Below are 17,045 nucleotides of genomic sequence, written 5' to 3' on the forward strand. Positions count from 1 at the left end.
TTGGTCGAGAACTATTTCGCCAAGATCAAGGAATTCCGGGGCATTGCTACGCGCTACGACAAAACCGACACAAGCTATGCCGCAAACTTGAGCCTCGTCGCCACCATCATTGATTTGCGTTAATTGTCAACGGACCCTAGACCACCCGTTTTTCGCGTAACGCGCCGATCTCGGCCGCCGAATAGCCCAGCGCTTCTAGAACACCGTCCGTGTGTTCGCCCAGCGTCGGGGCGCGGCGCTGGATGCCGCCCGGCGTGGCCGAGAGCTTGACCGGGGTGTCGGCCACCGGGGCCGGGCCCTTGAGGCCGGGATAGTCGGACTCCTGGAAATAGCCCACGGCGTTGACATGGACATCGTCGAGTGCGTCTTGCGGGCTGTAGACCTGGGCCGCCGGGATGCGGGCCTCTTCCATCGCCGCCAGCACTTCGGCCGTGCTGCGCTCGGCGCACCAGGCGGTCATGCGCTGGGAGAGCAGGGCGCCGTTGTCGCCGCGGTCCTGGTCGCCCTCGAAGCGGGGATCCTCGAGCCAGTGCTGCTCGCCCATCAAGCGCGCCCAGCGCTCGAAAAGCGGCCGGCCCACCACGTGCACCAGCACCCAACCGTCCTTGGTGGCGAAAGTGTCGGCGGGACCGCCGCCCTGGCTGCGGTTGTGCGAGGCCACGCGGTCGATCCCCAGCGCCGCCTGTTCCATCAAGAAGGCATTGCCGACCCACAGCGCCGAGCCCAACAGCGAGCCCTCGACCTGTTGGCCACGGCCCGATTTGTCGCGCTCCCTAAGCGCCATCATGGTGCCGAAAGCCATCAGGATGGCGGTGGTGAAATCGACATAGGGGGCCCAGGACTTCATGGGCTGGTCGGCATGGCCGGTCAGGTGCATGTTGCCCGACATGGCCTGGCCGATGCCGTCGAAGCCGACCTTGGCGGCATAGGGACCGGTCGAGCCGAAAGCCGACGGCGTGACGCTGATGATGTCCTCTTTGATGGCTTTCAGCGATTGGTAGTCGAGCCCCATGGCCTCCAGCGTCTCGAAAGGCAAATTGGCCAACACCACATCGGCCGTGGCCACCAGGCGGGCCAGCACTTCACGGCCCTCGGGCTTCATGGGGTTGAGCGTCAGGCTTTGTTTGTTGCGCGCCAGCTGGAGGAAAAGGCAGCCCTCGCCGTCCTCGGTAATGGGGGCGGTGAAGCGGTCCTCGCTGCCGTCCACTTTCTCGACGCGGATGACCTCGGCGCCGAAATCCCCCAACAGCGTGGCGCAGCAGGGTCCGGCGATATAGCGCCCGAAATCGAGAACCCGGATGCCTTCCAAAACGCTCATGCTCTTAGCCTTTCGTTGTCGGGATCGTAGGGCGATTCGGGGATCACCGTGGCCCGGTGCTTCTGTCCCAGGATGACGATCTCGAGCTCCGTGCCTTCGGCCGCCATTTCAGGCGCCACCATGCCCAGCGCCAGGCTTTTTTGCACTCGCCAGCCATAGGCGCCGCCGGTGGCCCGGCCGACAATCTCGCCGCCGGCCATGATGGGCTCGCTGCCGCGGGCGTCGGCCTCCTCGACGTCGTGCACCTCCAAGGTGACGAATTGGTACTTGAACCCCTGGCGCTGCCACTCGGCCAGGGCGTCGCGACCCAGGAAGTCGCCCTTGTTGAGATGGACGAAGCGTTGCAGTCCGGATTCGAAAGCGGCGTACTCGATGGAAAGTTCGGTGCCCCACATGCGATAGGACTTTTCGATACGCAGCGATTCCATGGCCCGCATGCCGAAGGGCTTGAGCCCGAACTCGGCACCGGCTTCCATAAACAAGTCGAAGATGGTGTTCTGCATCTCTATGGGATGATGAAGCTCATAGCCCAGCTCGCCGACGAAGTTGATGCGCATGGCCCGGGCCTGGGCGCAGCCCACGTCGATCAGGCGTCCGGAAAGCCAGGGAAAGGCGGCGTTGGAAAGATCGGCGTCCGAGACCTTGGCCAGCAGATCGCGCGATTTCGGCCCGGCCAGCACCAGCACGCCCAGTTGCGAGGTCAGGTGGTCCAGGCGCACGCTGCCGTCGGCCGGCAGCTGCTTTTCCAGGGCGTCCCGGTCCATGCGCTCGGCGGCCCCGGCGGAGACCAGGTAGAAGCTTTGCGGGCCATCGCGCATGATGGTGAATTCCGAACGCACGCCGCCGTTGGCCGACAAGAGGTGGCCGAGATTGACGCGCCCCACTTGCCGGGGTAGGCGGTTGGCCAGCAAAAGGTCGAGCCAGGCCTCGGCACTGGGGCCCGAAACCAGGAACTTGGAAAAAGCCGTGAGGTCCAAAAGCCCGACGGATTTTTCTACCTGGCGGCATTCGTTGCCCACGTGATCGAAATAGTTGGTGCGGCGAAAGCTCATGTCGTCGCAGGGCTCGACGCCCTCGGGGGCGAACCAGTTGGGCCGTTCCCAGCCGTACTTTTGCCCGAAAACGGCGCCGAGATCCTTCATGCGCTGGTAACAGGGCGCCGTCTTCAGCGGCCGCGCCGCCGGGCGTTCCTCGTCGGGGAAGTGGATGGTGAAGACGCCGGCATAGGTCTCCTCGTTCTTGGCCTTGAGGTAGCCGCGCGAGGCGTAAGCGCCGAAGCGGCGGGGGTCGACGCCCAGCATGTCGATACTGGGTTCGCCCTCGACCAGCCATTCGACGAGCTGCCAGCCGGCGCCGCCGGCCGCCGTGATGCCGAAGCTGTGGCCCTCGTTGAGCCAGAAATTCCGCAGCCCCCAGGCCGGCCCGACGATGGGGTTGCCGTCGGGGGTGTAGGGGATGGGACCGTTGACCACCTCCTTGACGCCGACCTCGCCGAAAGCCGGCACTCGGTTGATGGCAGCCTCGATGTGGGGCTCCAGGCGGTCGAGGTCGGCGGGGAAGAGGTCGTTCTCGAAGCTGGCCGGCGGGCCGTCGACGAAGCAGGCCGGGGCGCCTTTTTCGTAAGGTCCCAGCAACAGGCCGCCGGCTTCCTCGCGCAGGTAGTAGGAGCTGTCGGATTCACGAAGCACGCCCATCTCGGGCAAACCCTGTTCACGCCGGGCGACGATCTCGGGATGGGGCTCGGTGACGATGAACTGGTGCTCGACCGGGATCACCGGCACGTCGAGGCCGACCATGGCGCCGGTCTGGCGGGCGTGGTTGCCGCTGGCCGCCACCACGTGCTCGCAAGTGATGTCGCCAGCATCGGTCTTGACCAGCCATTCGCCGCCGGGTGTCTGCTCGATGGCCGTGACCAATGTACGGCGGTAGATCTCGGCACCGCCCTGGCGCGCTCCCCGGGCCATGGCCTGGGTGACGTCGGCCGACTGGATGTAGCCGTCCTCGGGATGCACGATGGCGCCGACCAGGCCCTCGGTCTGACAGAGCGGCCACAGGTCCTTGACCTCGTCGGGGCTGAGAAAATTCACCTCGACACCGATGGTGCGGGCGACGCCGGCATAGAAGTGGTATTCGTCCATGCGGTCCTGGCTGCGCGCCAGCCGGATGTTGCCGACCTTGCGAAAGCCCACGTCCTGGCCGGTCTCCGCTTCCAGCGTCTGATAAAGCGCCACCGAGTACTTGTGGATCTGGCCCACGCTGTAGCTCAGGTTGAACAGCGGCAGCAGCCCGGCCGCGTGCCAGGTCGAGCCCGCCGTCAGTTCGGTGCGCTCGATCAGCACCACGTCCGACCAGCCCTTCTTGGTCAGATGGTAAAGCGTCGAGACGCCGACGACACCGCCGCCGATGACCACCACACGAGCATGAGTTTTCATGTCAAACCCCCTGGAACGGCCGCGGGCCGGCTCAAGTACCCCCTTGCGCAAAAGGATGGCACGTCTGACGGCCATGATGGACCATCGGCTAGGAGCGTGGTCCGCCGTGACGGGGGACCATCACAAGGACCGCGCGACGACGTCCGATGGTCCATCATGGCCGCCCTTCGGGTCGCTTTTCCGGCCCTCTGGAGGGCGTCAGCAGCGCTTGCCGATGGCCCCGCATCGCCGGCCCGCTGCTTCCTACCCAGAGGGCCGGCAAAGCGATCGGACGTACCATCCTTTTGCGCAAGGGGGTACTGGTTTGTCTCTAGCAGATGGCCGCGGGGGGAACAAGCCAACGACGCGCGAACCCTGGTCATGGTTGCGCCGTTGAGGCAAAGTCGGGACCCACGGAGGATCACACGATGAGCCAGCCCAAAGCCCGGCGCGGCGGCCGCGAGGCCCGCCGGGCCCAACGCAACCGCCCCAAAAAGGCGACGCTGCCGGCCATTGTCCGGCACCTGCCGGTGCTCGACGTCCTGGGTGACGAAGGCCTCGAAATCATCGAAGCCAACGCCGAGACGGTGCTGGCCGAAATTGGCCTCGACTTTCGCGGCGACGCCGAGGTGCTCGAACTCTGGCGCCAGGCCGGGGCCGAGGTCGAAGGCGAACGCGTGCGCCTGCCGCGTGGCCTGGCCGCCAAGCTGCTCCAGACCGCGCCCGGCGAATTTACCCAGCACGCCCGCAATCCTCGGCGCAGCGTGCCCATCGGCGGCCCCAATACCGTCTTTGCGCCGGTCTACGGGCCACCCTTCGTGCGCGATCTGGAGGGCGGCCGGCGTTACGCCACGCTTGGGGACTTCGAGAACCTGGTCAAGCTCAGCTATCTCGCGCCGGCGCTGCATCATTCGGGCGGCGTCATCTGCGAGCCGGTCGACGTGCCGGTGGCCGAGCGCCACCTCGACATCCTGGCCGGCCACATCCGGCTTTCCGACAAGCCCTTCATGGGGGCGGTGACGGCGCCCGAGCGCGCCGCCGACAGCGTCGCCATGGCCGAGCTGGTGTTCGGCGCCGATTTCGTCGCCGCCCACACGGTGCTGCTCAGCCTGATCAACGCCAACTCGCCGCTGGTCTTCGATGCCACCATGCTGGGGGCGCTAAAGACCTATGCCCGGGCCAACCAGGCCACCATCGTGGCACCCTTTATCCTCTCCGGTGCCATGGGCCCGGTGACGGTGGCCGGTACGCTGACCCAGGTGCTGGCCGAAGCCCTGGCCGGCATGGCCTTGACGCAGCTGGTCAGGCCGGGCGCCCCCGTGGTCTTCGGCGCCTTCGCCAGCTCCATCTCGATGCAGTCGGGCGCCCCCACCTTCGGCACGCCCGAGCCCACGCTGGTGCTGCTGGCGGCGGCCCAGCTGGCGCGCCGCCTGGGGGTTCCCTTTCGCTCCGGCGGCTCGCTCAGCGCCGCCAAGATCGCCGATGCCCAGGCCGCATACGAAAGCGCCCAGACGCTGCTGCCGGCGCTGCTGGCCGGCAGCAACTTCGTGCTGCACGCCGCCGGCTGGCTCGAGGGCGGGCTCTGTGCCGGCTACGAGAAATTCGTGCTCGATGCCGACCAGCTCGGCATGATGCAGGTGCTGGTCAACGGCATCGACCTGAGCCCCGAGGCCCAGGCCCTGGAAGCCATAGCCGAGATCGGGCCGGGCAACCACTTTCTCGGCGCCGCCCACACCCAGGCGCATTTTGAAAGCGCCTTCTGGCGCTCGCACCTGGCCGACAACAATTCCTTCGAACAATGGCAGGAAGAAGGCGCCCAGGACGCCTCCCAACGTGCCTTTGAGAACTGGCAGCGCCAGCTCGCCAGCTACCAGCCTCCGCCGCTCGACCCCGCCATAGACGAAGCCGTCGGCGGTTTCGTGGCGCGGCGCAAGGCGGAATTGGCATCGTCATAACAATCGCCCAACATTGACGTTAACGTAAACGTCAAGGTAGACTCGGGGATCAATCTGGCGTTTTTGCGGCTCCGGCCTCCAAACAGAAAGCGAAACCTTGTCCACTGAACTTCAGTATCCCCTACCCACGCCTCCCGAGCTCGGCGCCGCCCTGGAAATCGCCCCCGGCGTCTTTTGGCTGCGCCTGCCGCTGCCCTTCGTGCTCGACCACGTCAACATCTGGCTCTTGGCCGACGGCGATGGCTGGACCCTGGTCGACACCGGCCTCAAGAGCAGCAAGATCGAAACGCTGTGGCGCCAGATCATGGCCGATCACTTCGCCGGCAAGCCGCTGAAACGGATCATCGGTACGCATTTCCACCCCGACCACATCGGCCTCGCCGGCTGGTTCGAGGAACACTGGCAGGTGCCGCTCTGGATGACCCGGCAGGACTGGTCGATGGGCCGCATGCTGCAGCTCGATAGCCACGACGATCTGCCCCAGCCGGTGCTCGACCATTTCGCCCGCACCGGCCTTTCCCAAGCCGAGGTGGCCGAGATGCAGGCCATGGGCTACGCCAACTTCGGCCGCCGCATCTCGCCCATCCCCATGGTCTACCAGCGCATCGCCCACGGTGACGAGATGACCATCGGCAAGCACGCTTGGCGCGTCGTGGTGGGCCGCGGCCATACGCCGGAACAAGCCTGCCTTTTTTGCGATGAGTTGAAACTACTGATCTCGGGCGATCAGATCCTGCCGCGCATCACGCCGATGATCGGCGTCTATCCCTCCGAGCCCGATGCCAACCCGCTGCAAGAGTTCCTGCATTCGCTGGACCGTTTCAAGGGCCTGCCGGCCAACACCCTGGTGCTGCCCTCGCACGACAACCCCTTCGTCGGCGTCGGCCCGCGCATCGACACCATCCGCCAGCACCACCGCGACCGGCTGGACGACATCTACGGCGCCTGCATCGAGCCCAAGACGCTGCGCCAGACCGTGCCCTACATGTTCGACCGCGAATTCACCGACGGCGAGATCTTCATGGCCGTGGCCGAGGGCCTGGCGCACGCCAATTACCTGATGGCGGAGGGCCAGCTCGACCGCGAGTTGGGCGATGACGGTGCCTATCGCTATCGCCAGGCCGGCAAGCGCGCCGCCGCGGCCTAGGCGTACAAGAGAGGAGAAAACCATGGCCGAGACCGTGCTCAGCCAGCGCGACGGTGCGGTGTTGACGCTGACGCTCAACCGGCCCGATCGGCTCAATGTCCTGGACGAGCAGATGTGCCAGGACCTGGCGGCGGCCGGCCAAGCCGCGGCGGCCGACGCCAGCGTGCGTTGCGTCGTGCTCGAGGGCGCCGGGCGCGGCTTTTGCGCCGGCGGCGATATCGCCGCCCTGAGCCGGCGCTTCGATGCCGACGCCGATACCCAGTTGGCCAACTATCGCGACTTCGTGGCCGGCTACCACGCCGCCGTGGCGCCCTTGCAGGGCATGCCGAAGCCGGTGCTGGCCAGCGTTCACGGCCCGGCCGCGGGCGGCGGCATGAGTTTGGCCATGGCCTGCGACATGATCGTGGCGGCCGATGACGCGGTCTTTTCGCTGGCCTATTCGACACTCGGCGTCAGCCCCGACGGCGGCAGTACCTTTTCGCTGCCGCGCATCGTCGGTATGAAAAAGGCCATGGAACTGGCCATGATGGGCGAGCGTCTCGACGCTCGTGAGGCGTTGGATCTGGGGCTCGTCAACTGGGTTGTACCGGCGGCCGAGCGCCAGGCCGAGGGCGTCCGGCTGGCAGCCAAATTGGCCGGCCGCGCCACCGTCGCGCTGGGCCGCACCAAGGCGCTCTTGTATGAATCCTCGCGCGCCACCCTGGCCCAGCAGCTCGAGGCCGAGTGCGAGAATTTCGCCGCCTCGACGCTCACCGAGGATTTCAAGAACGCCGCGGAAGCGTTCCTCGCCAAGCGCACCCCCGAATATAAGGGGCGCTAGAACTCACCGGAGGCCGCCATGCTCAAGACCCGGGTTACCGAGCTTTTCGACATCGAATATCCCATCGTCCAGGGCGGCATGCAGTGGGTCGGCCGGGCCGAGTTGATCTCGGCCGTGGCCAACGCCGGCGCCTTGGGCTTCCTCACGGCGCTCACCCAGCCCACGCCCGAGGACCTGGAAAAGGAAATCGCCCGCACCCGCGAGATGACCAACAAGCCCTTCGGCGTGAATTTGACCATCTTCCCGACGCTGAAGCCGGTGCCCTACGAGGAATACGTCCAGGTCATCGTCGAATCCGGCATCAAGGCGGTGGAAACTGCGGGGCGCAACCCCGAACCCTTCATGCCCACCCTCAAGGCCGCCGGCATCAAGGTGATCCACAAATGCACCTCGGTGCGCCACTCGGTCAAGGCCGAGGCCATCGGCTGCGATGCCGTTTCGATCGACGGCTTCGAATGCGCCGGCCACCCCGGCGAGGACGACATCCCGGCCCTGGTGCTGATCCCGGCCACCGCCGACAAGGTCAAGATCCCCCTGGTCGCCTCGGGCGGTTTCGCCGACGGCCGCGGCCTGGCGGCGGCGCTGGCGCTGGGCGCCGAGGGCATCAACATGGGCACCCGCTTCATGGTGACAGAAGAGGCCCCGATCCACCCCGAGATCAAGCAGGTGCTGGTCGACGCCGACGAGCGCGACACGGCCCTGATCATGCGCTCGCAGCGCAATACGGGCCGCGTCTATCGCAACTCCGTGGCCGACCGGGTGATCGAGATTGAGGCCACGGGCGAGGCCACCATGGCGGAACTCGGCCCCCTGGTTTCGGGCCAAAAGGGCCGCCAGGTGCTGGAACAGGCCGAGATCGACAAGGGCCTGTTGTATGCCGGCATGGTGGTGGGAATCATCAACGACGTGCCGACCTGCAAGGATCTGGTCGAGCGCATCGTCGCCGAAGCCGAAGCCATCATCAACCAGCGCATGGTGGCGGCGGTAGCTTAGCGGAGGGAAACATGTCCGAGGGCCTGAAGGACAAAACGCTTTTCATCAGCGGCGCCAGCCGCGGCATCGGCCTGGCCATTGCCTTGCGGGCGGCGCGGGACGGCGCCAACATCCTCATCGTCGCCAAGACCGCCGAACCCCACCCCAAGCTTCCCGGCACCATCTTCACCGCCGCCGGCGAGATCGAGGAGGCCGGCGGCCAGGCGCTGCCGGTGGTCACCGACATCCGTGACGAACACCAGGTCGAGCACGCCGTCGAACGCGCGCTGGAGGCCTTCGGCGGCATCGACGTTTTGGTCAATAACGCCAGCGCCATCAGCTTGAGCGGCACCATGGAAACGCCGATGAAGCGATTCGATCTCATGCACCAGGTCAACACGCGCGGCACCTATGCCTGCTCGCAAGCCTGCATCCCGCATCTGATCAAGGCCCAGAACCCGCATATCCTCAACCTTTCGCCGCCCTTGAGCATGAGCCCGCGCTGGTTCGCGCCGCACGTCGGCTACACCCTGGCCAAGTACGGCATGAGCCTTTGCGTGTTGGGCATGGCCGAGGAATTCCGTGACGCCGGCGTCGCCGTCAACGCGCTCTGGCCGCGCACCGGCATCGCCACGGCGGCCATCCGGATGATTGGCGGCGAGGAGACCATGAAACGCTGCCGCAAGCCCGAGATCATGGCCGACGCCGCTCACGCCATCCTCTGTCGCGAGGCCGGGTCGTGCAGCGGCAACTTCTTCATCGACGACGAGGTGCTGGCAGAAGAAGGCGTGACCGACCTTTCGGCCTACGCCGTCGACCCCGAGGCCGAGCTGGTGCTCGACTTCTTCATCGACGGCCACGAAGACACGGCCATGGTCTAGCCCGCATTTCTCACCGGGTCATGGCCTGCGCGGCGCTGTCGCGCCAACAGGGTAGGAGCGCTGCGCCGCGCGATGTGGGACATCGGGCAAGCAGCGCGACACACCCTGTCGGCGCGACAGCGCCGCCCGAAGGGTCGCCCCCAGCCGCGCGCCCGCTACAGAAAAGTACGAAGAACGTAGCCCCGCTACGATCTTCGGACTTTTCCTTCCGGATCGCATCACCTGGGGGCGACGCAGGCCGTGACCCGGTGAGAAATGCGGGTTAATCCAACGGATACGGGGTGTGGCCGCGCACGGCATGGGGCCGGTAGGGCTCCTCCAGCAGCGCCATCTCCGCCACCTCGAGGTCGATATCCAGCGCCTTCACCGATTCGCGTAGCTGCCCAAGCTTGCTGGCGCCGATGATGGGCGCCGTGACGTATGGCTTGTGCAGCATCCAGGCCAGGGCGATCTGGGTCGGCGAAACCCCGCGCTGCTTGGCCAGCGCCAGCACGCGCTCGACGACCTCGAAGTCCTCGGGCTGGTAATAGAGATCGGCGGAAAAGGGATCGCCCTTCGAGCGCGGCGTCTTGCCGCCGCCGCGCCGGTAACGGTTGCCGGCCAGGAAGCCCCGGGCCAGGGGACTCCAGGGAATGACGCCGATGCCCTCTTCCTGACAGAGCGGCATCATCTCGCGCTCCTCTTCGCGGTAGATCAGGTTGTAGTGGTTCTGCATCGAGACGAATCTCGTCCAGCCGCCCAGGTCGGCGGCTTGCAGCATCTTGGCGAACTGGAAGGCGAACATGGAGGAGGCGCCGATGTAGCGCGCCTTGCCGGCCTTGACCACGTCATGCAGCGCCTCGACGGTTTCCTCGATGGGCGTTTCGTAGTCGAAGCGATGGATCTGGTAGAGATCGACGTAATCGGTACCCAGGCGGGCCAGGCTCTTGTCGATGGCGTCCATTACGTGCTTGCGGCTCAGGCCACGGTCGTTGGGGTCGTCGCTCATGGGCCCATAAAGCTTGGTGGCGATCACCAGTTCGTGGCGTGGCGCGTACTTGAGCAGCCACTTGCCGGTGATCTCCTCGCTCCTGCCCAGGCTGTAGACGTCGGCCGTGTCGAAGAAATTGATGCCCAAATCGAGCGCCAGCTTGTAGTGCGGCCGGGCGCCGCGCTCCTCGATGGTGTAGGGCCGGAAGGCCTTGCTGCCGTAGCCCATGGTACCGAAGCAGAGCCGGCTGACTTTGAGGCCGCTCGAGCCGAGATTGACATATTGCATGGTGTATCCCCGGGGTGGACGTAGAGGCCAATTTACTGCGCATCGCCCGTTGATTACCATGGGCCGGCCAAGCCGGGGGAACGGAGATGGCCAGCACCGTCGAGGAAGACCTCAGCCGAGAGGAATCCGAGGCCCGCACCGCCCGGCTGCTCGAGGTCTGCCGCCAGCTCGTGCTCGAACTTCACCCGCACAAGGCGGCGACACTTGCCCTGGTCCTCGATAGTTCGCTGGAGCGTGACCTCGGTCTCGACAGCCTGGGCCGGGTCGAGTTGCTCATGCGCCTCGAACAAGGCTTAGAGGTGCAGCTTCCGGAACAGCTCCTGGCCAGCGCCGAATCGCCGCGCGATCTCTTGCGCGCAGTCGCAAACGCCGGCCCGGCCCGGCCCCGGGGGCCGGCTCCGGAGGTGCTGCGCAGCGCCGAGCCGAGCCGGGCCGAGGCCCTGCCGCTGGGCGCCACGACGCTGGTCGAGATGCTCGACTGGCACGTGCTGACGCATCCCGACCGGCCCCACGTGCGCTTCCTGGCCGAGGACGGCTCCGAACACGAGATCAGCTACCGCGAGCTCCGCGAGCGGGCCCGCGAGGTGGCCGCCGGGCTGCGCCAGCGCGACGTCATGCCGGGGCAGGGGGTGGCCATCATGCTGCCCACGGGGCTCGATTTCTTTTACGCCTTCTTCGGTATCCTGCTGGTTGGCGCCGTGCCGGTGCCCAACTACCCGCCGGCACGCTTGAGCCAGATCGAGGACCATTTCAGGCGTCAGGCCGGCATCCTGGCCAACGCCCGCGTGCCGGTGCTGATCACCGTGCCCGAGGCCAAACCGCTGGCGCGCTATCTGCGCTCGCAAGTGCATGAGCTTGCCCAGGTCGTCACTGTCGACGATCTGCGCCAGCCGCCGGGCGACCAGCCCTGGCCGGTGGTCAAACCCGACGACCTGGCCTTTTTGCAGTACACCTCGGGCAGCACCGGAGCGCCCAAGGGCGTCATGCTGACGCATGCCAACCTGATGGCCAACGTGCGCGCCATGGGCCTGGCGCTGAAGGCCGATTCGACCGACGTCTTCGTCAGTTGGCTGCCGCTCTATCACGACATGGGCCTGATCGGCGCCTGGCTCGGCAGCATGTACCACGCCGTCAAACTGGTGGTGATGTCGCCGCTCACCTTCCTGGCCCACCCCGAGCGCTGGCTCTGGGTCATCCACGAACACCGCGGCTCGATCTCGGCGGCTCCCAATTTCGCCTATGAGCTCTGCACCCAGCGTATCGACGAGGCGGCTCTCGAAGGTCTCGATCTGGGCTCCTGGCGGATCGCCGCCAACGGTGCCGAGCCGGTGATTCCCGAAACCATGGAGGCCTTTATCGAACGCTTCGCACCTTATGGCTTCGAGGCGGCGAGCATGAAACCGGTCTACGGCCTGGCCGAGTCCTCGGTCGGCCTGGCTTTTCCGCCGCTCGAGCGCGGGCCGCTGGTCGACCGCATCCGGCGTGAGCCCTTCACTGCCGCCGGCCAGGCCATCCCGGCCGCCGAGGACGACGACAATCCACTGGCCTTCGTGGCCTGTGGTCAACCGCTGCCGGGTCACGAGTTCCGCATCGTCGACGATGGCGGTCGCGAGTTGCCCGAGCGCCAGGAGGGGCGTCTGCAGTTTCGCGGCCCCTCCAGTACCAGCGGCTATTTCCGCAACCCCGAGGCCACGAAGGAGATGTTCGACGGCGACTGGATCGATACCGGCGACTTCGCCTACATGTGGGGGGGCGATGCTTTCCTCACCGGCCGGCGCAAGGACATCATCATCAAGGCCGGCCGCAACATCTATCCCCAGGAGGTGGAGCGCGCGGTAGGCGATCTCGACGATGTGCGCACCGGCTGCGTCGCCGTCTTCGGCTACGCCGACGCCCACAGCGGCACCGAGCGCCTGGTGGTGATGGCCGAAACCCGCCTCGAGGACGCCGCCCCGCGCCAGCAACTGGAGAGAGACATCGAAGGCATCGTCAGCGACCTCTTGGGGGCGCCGCCCGACGACGTCGCTCTGGTGCCGCCCCAGGCGGTGCTCAAGACCTCGAGCGGCAAGATCCGCCGCGCCGCCTGTCGCGACCTCTACCGCAGCGGCGCGGCGGACAAGGGCCGGGGCGCCGTGTGGCTGCAATTCGCCCGCCTGGCCGGCGCCAGCCTGGTGCCCGAGGCCCGCCGCCTGTTGCGCCGCGGCGGCGACTATCTCTATGCCGGCTGGTGGTGGCTGGTCATCGCCCTGGCTGCCGTCTTGCTCTGGCCCGTGCTGACGGTGTTGCCCTGGCGGCGCTTCAACCAGGGGCTTTTGCGCCAGATGGCGCGCCTTGTCTTCGGCCTCACCGGAACGCCGCTGAAGGTGCGCGGGCTCGACGAACTGCCCCCGGGCACCGCCATCATCTGTAGCAACCACGCCAGCTACATCGATCCTCTGGTGCTGGCGGCAGCGTTGCCCAGGTCCTTCGGTTTCGTGGCCAAGGGCGAGCTCAGATCGAACCTATTGATCCGGCTGTTTCTCGATCATCTCGGGGTGTTTTTCGTCGAGCGCTTCGACCCCCGGCAGGGCGTCGAGGACACTGGCCAGATCTTGGCGACGGTCAAAGCAGGGACCTCGATCGCGCTCTTTCCCGAAGGCACGCTGACGCGAATGCCGGGGCTGCTGCCGTTCCGCATGGGCGCCTTCCAGATGGCGGCGGAGGGGCGGATACCGGTAGTAACCGTGGCCATCCGGGGCAGCCGCTACGTGCTGCGCGACGGCACCTGGTTCCCCCGCCGCGGCAGCCTCACCGTAAGCGTCAGCGAAAGCGTCGAGCCCGACGGTGCCGATTGGGCCGCCGCCATCCGGCTGCGCGACGCGGTGCGCGAAAAAATGCTGCGTACTTGCGGCGAGCCGGATCTGGCTTACGAGACCAGCCAGGGCGCCTACCAGGATGGCGGAAAAAACTGAACGGAGGTCACCATGCCCATCTTCTCCTCGCCCGCCTACGACGACCACGAAGAGGTCCACTTCTTCAACGACCGGGCGACCGGCTTGCGCGCCATCATCGCCATCCACGACACCACCCTGGGCCCGGCCGCCGGGGGCTGCCGCATGAAGACCTATGCCAGCGAACAGGACGCCATTGTTGATGCGCTGAGGCTGGCGCGCGGCATGACCTACAAGGCGGTGATGGCCGATCTGCCCTATGGCGGCGGCAAAAGCGTCATCATCGGCGATCCCCACAGGGACAAGACGGAAGCGCTTTTCCGCGCCTTTGGCCGGGCCGTGGAATCTTTGGCCGGGCGCTACCACACCGGCGAGGACATGGGCGTGACCATGCAGGACATGGATTGGGCGGCCCAGGAATCCGCCTACGTCCACGGCACCAGCGCCAGCCAGGCCCAGGATCCCTCGCCCGATACCGCCGTCGGTGTGTTGGCCGGCATCCAGGCGGCGGTCCGGCATAAGCTCGGGCGCCACGACCTCAAAGGTCTTGGCGTCGCCGTCCAGGGGCTGGGCAACGTCGGCTATCATCTTTGCCGTCTGCTGGCGGCCGAGGGTGCGCGCCTGAGCGTGGCCGACGTCGATGACGAATTGGTGGCGCGCTGCGTCGCCGAATTCGAGGCGGTGGCCATGCCGCCCGACGAGATTTACGCCGTCGATGCCGAGGTCTTCGCGCCCTGCGCCATGGGCGCCATCCTCAACGACCAAACCATCGGCCGGCTGGAATGCGACATCGTCGCCGACTCGGCCAACAACCAGTTGCTCGAGGAGCGCCACGGCCAGGCCCTGAGCCAGGCCGGCATTCTTTATGCCCCCGATTACGTCATCAACGCCGGCGGCTTCATCAGCATCGCCGACGAGATGGTGGCCGGCCGGCGCGACGAACAGCGCGTGCTGCGCCGCCTCCATGGCATCGGCGACTTGCTGGGCGAAATCTTCGTCCGGGCGGCGGCGGAAGGGCAGGCGACCGGCGACATCGCCGATGCCATGGCCCGTGAAAAGCTGGCCGCCAAGCGGGCCGGATAGACGGCCCAATCAGCCTTCGGCGTTGTCGCGCTCGTATTGCAGTGCCTGGGCGAACGAGGCCAGGTCCTCCAAGAGGTCCATCAGCGGGCTGGTGTGGTAGCTGATGATGCCGGCCGCTGTCTGGGGCAGCACCAGGCCCGAGCGCGTGGCCCGGCTGCAGGCTGCCTGCAATGCGGCGGCGGAGGGGTAGGGGTCGGGCACCATGGCCTGTTTGAGGGCACGCCAGCCGCTGGCCAACTGTTCCTCGACGCTGTCGCCAGTGTCCAGCATCCGTCGGTCGATACGCAACATGGTGGCGATCAGGGTGACTTCCTCGGGTGTCAGCGCGGCGATGATGTCGGCATACACCAGATAACGGTCCGGCGTGGTGTCGCCGGACAACACGGTGGCGATCATGATGCGGGCCAGGAGGCGCAGGTTGACCCGGGCGGCGCCCTCCAGGGCGGCGCGGCGGTAGCGGTAGATGGCGGCGTAGACGGCATCGTCGTTGGCCACCAACAGCTCTTTTTCGGCCCGGGCGTTGAGTTCCTCGACCACCACCGTCCGGCCCTTGGTGTCGCGGTGGTGCAGCAGGTCATGGATGCCGCTGGTCAGCATGCCGGCCCCGGCCGCCGTACTGGCATCGACCCCCTCGGGGGGCTGATCGAAATAGAGCTCGACGTAGGCCGCCAGGTTTTGCGTCGAGGTGGGCACGTCGGATGACATTGGGTTTCCTCAAGGGCTGATGGCGGGCATCGTCTGGTTCTTCTGATACCTGGGCCGGGGCGGTGGCGCAAGCCGGTGCCGCTTGCACGATTGGCGCCCGGCCGCAACAATGGTGCAGCCGAACGGCTTGGCGAAATCTTGGGAGAAGACGTGTGTCGGAAGATCTTTGTTACCTGTCGGCCAGCGAACTGCTGCGGCGTTATGGCGAAAAGTCGCTCTCACCCGTCGACGTCACCCAGGCCACGCTGGCCCGCATCGAGCGCTACGACGGTGCCATCAACGCCTACTGCCTGGTCGCCGAAGACGAAGCCCTGGCCGCGGCCCGCCTGTCGGAGGATCGTTGGAACCGGGGCCAGCCGCTGGGCCTGGTGGACGGCGTACCGACCTCGATCAAGGACCTCAACGCCGCCAAGGGCTGGCCGCTCCGCAAGGGCTCGCGCACCGTGGCGGCCGATCAGCCCAGCGACGAAGACACACCCATGGTGGCCCGCCTGCGCGAGCAGGGCGCCGTCTTTCTGGGCAAGACCACGACACCCGAGTTCGGCTGGAAGGGCATCACCGACAGCCCATTGACCGGCATCACGCGCAATCCCTGGAATACCGAATGCACGCCCGGCGGCTCCTCCGGGGGCGCCGCGGCGGCCCTGGCGGCCGGCTTCTGTGCCCTGGCTACCGGCGGTGACGGCGGCGGCTCGATCCGTATCCCCTCGGGCTTCAGCGGCACCTTCGGCATCAAGGCTCAGTTCGGCCGCGTGCCGGCCTATCCCGCCAGCCCCTACAACACCCTCAGCCACCCCGGGCCGATGGCCCGCACCGTCGAGGACGCGGCCCTGATGCTGACGGTGGTCACCCAGCCCGATGCGCGCGATTGGCTGGCGCTCGAATACCACGGCAGCGATTGGCGCGATGGTCTCGATGACGGGGTCGCCGGCCTGCGCATCGGTTTCAGCCCCGATTTGGGCTACGGCCGGGTCGACGCCCAGGTCGCCGACCGCGTGGCCAAGGCGGCCCAGGCCTTGGCCGAGCTTGGCGCCCACGTCGAAGAAGTTGCGCCGCCCTTCGCCGATCCCACCGAGGCCTTCCGCACCATCTGGTGGGTGGCCTCGGCCAACGCCATGCGCGATTTTTCGCCGGCCCAGATGGCCGAGCTCGAGCCCGATCTCGCCGACATCTGCGAACAGGGCCGGCGTATCGACCTGATCGAATACCTGCGCGCCGTCGATTGCCGCGCCGAGGTAGGCCTGGCCATGAAGACCTTCGGCCAGACCTACGACCTTTTGCTGACGCCCTCGCTGGCGGTGCCGGCGTTCGCGGCGGGGAAGCTTTCGCCCTGGCCGGACGACGGCTTCAAGTGGCTCTCCTGGACGCCTTTCAGCTATCCCTTCAACATGACCGGACAGCCGGCCGCCAGCGTGCCCTGCGGCTTCACCGACGAAGGCCTGCCGGTGGGCCTGCAGATCGTCGGCCGGGCCTACGAGGAAGCCACCGTGCTGCGCGCCGCCCGAGCCTACGAGACAGCCCATCCCTTTCACCTGCAACGTCCCTCCCTGGCGGAACCGGAATAG

Annotated in this window: 13 protein-coding genes; 9 read left to right on the forward strand and 4 right to left on the reverse strand. The window is 66.8% G+C overall.

Annotated elements, in window-relative coordinates; all coding sequences use genetic code 11:
- The coding region (locus QGG75_21860) for an IS5/IS1182 family transposase (GenBank protein ID MDP6069872.1) at nt 1-123 on the forward strand (123 nt) is incomplete at its 5' end.
- 13 nt (nt 124-136) lie between these two features.
- Here the strand turns inward: QGG75_21860 and QGG75_21865 are convergent.
- Nucleotides 137-1,318, reverse strand: a complete 1,182-nt coding sequence (locus QGG75_21865) for a CoA transferase (protein MDP6069873.1) — start codon at nt 1,316-1,318, stop codon at nt 137-139.
- Nucleotides 1,315-3,750, reverse strand: a complete 2,436-nt coding sequence (locus tag QGG75_21870; GenBank protein ID MDP6069874.1) for an FAD-dependent oxidoreductase — start codon at nt 3,748-3,750, stop codon at nt 1,315-1,317. The genes QGG75_21865 and QGG75_21870 overlap by 4 nt, the downstream gene beginning before the upstream one ends.
- A 407-nt stretch (nt 3,751-4,157) precedes the next feature.
- Between QGG75_21870 and QGG75_21875 the strand changes: the two genes are divergently transcribed.
- The 5 genes from QGG75_21875 to QGG75_21895 all read left to right on the forward strand — a co-directional run bounded on the left by QGG75_21875 (nt 4,158) and on the right by QGG75_21895 (nt 9,504).
- The gene (locus tag QGG75_21875) at nt 4,158-5,684 is read left to right on the forward strand and encodes a trimethylamine methyltransferase family protein (GenBank protein MDP6069875.1); all 1,527 of its coding nucleotides are present in this window, start codon (nt 4,158-4,160) and stop codon (nt 5,682-5,684) included.
- 97 nt (nt 5,685-5,781) lie between these two features.
- Nucleotides 5,782-6,831: an MBL fold metallo-hydrolase gene (locus tag QGG75_21880; GenBank protein MDP6069876.1), complete on the forward strand. Its 1,050-nt coding sequence runs from the start codon at nt 5,782-5,784 to the stop codon at nt 6,829-6,831.
- A gap of 22 nt (nt 6,832-6,853) precedes the next feature.
- Complete coding sequence (locus tag QGG75_21885; GenBank protein MDP6069877.1) at nt 6,854-7,651, forward strand: enoyl-CoA hydratase-related protein; 798 nt, start codon at nt 6,854-6,856, stop codon at nt 7,649-7,651.
- Nucleotides 7,652-7,669: 18 nt separating this feature from the next.
- A complete protein-coding gene (locus QGG75_21890) occupies nt 7,670-8,644 on the forward strand; it encodes a nitronate monooxygenase family protein (GenBank protein MDP6069878.1) in 975 nt (324 codons plus the stop codon).
- Nucleotides 8,645-8,655: 11 nt separating this feature from the next.
- Nucleotides 8,656-9,504, forward strand: coding sequence for an NAD(P)-dependent oxidoreductase (locus tag QGG75_21895; GenBank protein MDP6069879.1), 849 nt, complete (start codon nt 8,656-8,658; stop codon nt 9,502-9,504).
- A 262-nt stretch (nt 9,505-9,766) separates the two neighbouring features.
- Here the strand turns inward: QGG75_21895 and QGG75_21900 are convergent, their stop codons facing one another.
- Complete coding sequence (locus tag QGG75_21900) at nt 9,767-10,762, reverse strand: aldo/keto reductase (protein ID MDP6069880.1); 996 nt, start codon at nt 10,760-10,762, stop codon at nt 9,767-9,769.
- Nucleotides 10,763-10,848: 86 nt separating this feature from the next.
- Between QGG75_21900 and QGG75_21905 the strand changes: the two genes are divergently transcribed.
- Together QGG75_21905 and QGG75_21910 are read left to right on the forward strand one after the other, a co-directional pair.
- Nucleotides 10,849-13,713, forward strand: coding sequence for an AMP-binding protein (locus QGG75_21905; GenBank protein ID MDP6069881.1), 2,865 nt, complete (start codon nt 10,849-10,851; stop codon nt 13,711-13,713).
- A gap of 12 nt (nt 13,714-13,725) precedes the next feature.
- Nucleotides 13,726-14,775 (forward strand): Glu/Leu/Phe/Val dehydrogenase dimerization domain-containing protein, encoded by a 1,050-nt coding sequence (locus tag QGG75_21910; GenBank protein ID MDP6069882.1) that lies wholly within the window; start codon nt 13,726-13,728, stop codon nt 14,773-14,775.
- Nucleotides 14,776-14,784: 9 nt separating this feature from the next.
- Here QGG75_21910 and QGG75_21915 read toward each other — a convergent pair whose 3' ends face one another.
- Nucleotides 14,785-15,480: a hypothetical protein gene (locus QGG75_21915; GenBank protein MDP6069883.1), complete on the reverse strand. Its 696-nt coding sequence runs from the start codon at nt 15,478-15,480 to the stop codon at nt 14,785-14,787.
- Nucleotides 15,481-15,632: 152 nt separating this feature from the next.
- Here QGG75_21915 and QGG75_21920 point away from each other — a divergent pair, with 152 nt between their 5' ends.
- Nucleotides 15,633-17,045: an amidase gene (locus QGG75_21920; GenBank protein MDP6069884.1), complete on the forward strand. Its 1,413-nt coding sequence runs from the start codon at nt 15,633-15,635 to the stop codon at nt 17,043-17,045.

The sequence above is a fragment of the Alphaproteobacteria bacterium genome (genome assembly GCA_030740435.1).
In the GTDB taxonomy this organism is placed as follows: domain Bacteria; phylum Pseudomonadota; class Alphaproteobacteria; order UBA2966; family UBA2966.

What these genes read in the sequence shown, in the direction of transcription:
- QGG75_21865 (MDP6069873.1), bottom strand. Translation starts at nt 1,318, where the DNA reads ATGAGCGTTTTGGAAGGCATCCGGGTTCTCGATTTCGGGCGCTATATC.
- QGG75_21870 (MDP6069874.1), bottom strand. Translation starts at nt 3,750, where the DNA reads ATGAAAACTCATGCTCGTGTGGTGGTCATCGGCGGCGGTGTCGTCGGC.
- QGG75_21875 (MDP6069875.1), top strand. Translation starts at nt 4,158, where the DNA reads ATGAGCCAGCCCAAAGCCCGGCGCGGCGGCCGCGAGGCCCGCCGGGCC.
- QGG75_21885 (MDP6069877.1), top strand. Translation starts at nt 6,854, where the DNA reads ATGGCCGAGACCGTGCTCAGCCAGCGCGACGGTGCGGTGTTGACGCTG.
- QGG75_21890 (MDP6069878.1), top strand. Translation starts at nt 7,670, where the DNA reads ATGCTCAAGACCCGGGTTACCGAGCTTTTCGACATCGAATATCCCATC.
- QGG75_21895 (MDP6069879.1), top strand. Translation starts at nt 8,656, where the DNA reads ATGTCCGAGGGCCTGAAGGACAAAACGCTTTTCATCAGCGGCGCCAGC.
- QGG75_21900 (MDP6069880.1), bottom strand. Translation starts at nt 10,762, where the DNA reads ATGCAATATGTCAATCTCGGCTCGAGCGGCCTCAAAGTCAGCCGGCTC.
- QGG75_21905 (MDP6069881.1), top strand. Translation starts at nt 10,849, where the DNA reads ATGGCCAGCACCGTCGAGGAAGACCTCAGCCGAGAGGAATCCGAGGCC.
- QGG75_21910 (MDP6069882.1), top strand. Translation starts at nt 13,726, where the DNA reads ATGCCCATCTTCTCCTCGCCCGCCTACGACGACCACGAAGAGGTCCAC.
- QGG75_21915 (MDP6069883.1), bottom strand. Translation starts at nt 15,480, where the DNA reads ATGTCATCCGACGTGCCCACCTCGACGCAAAACCTGGCGGCCTACGTC.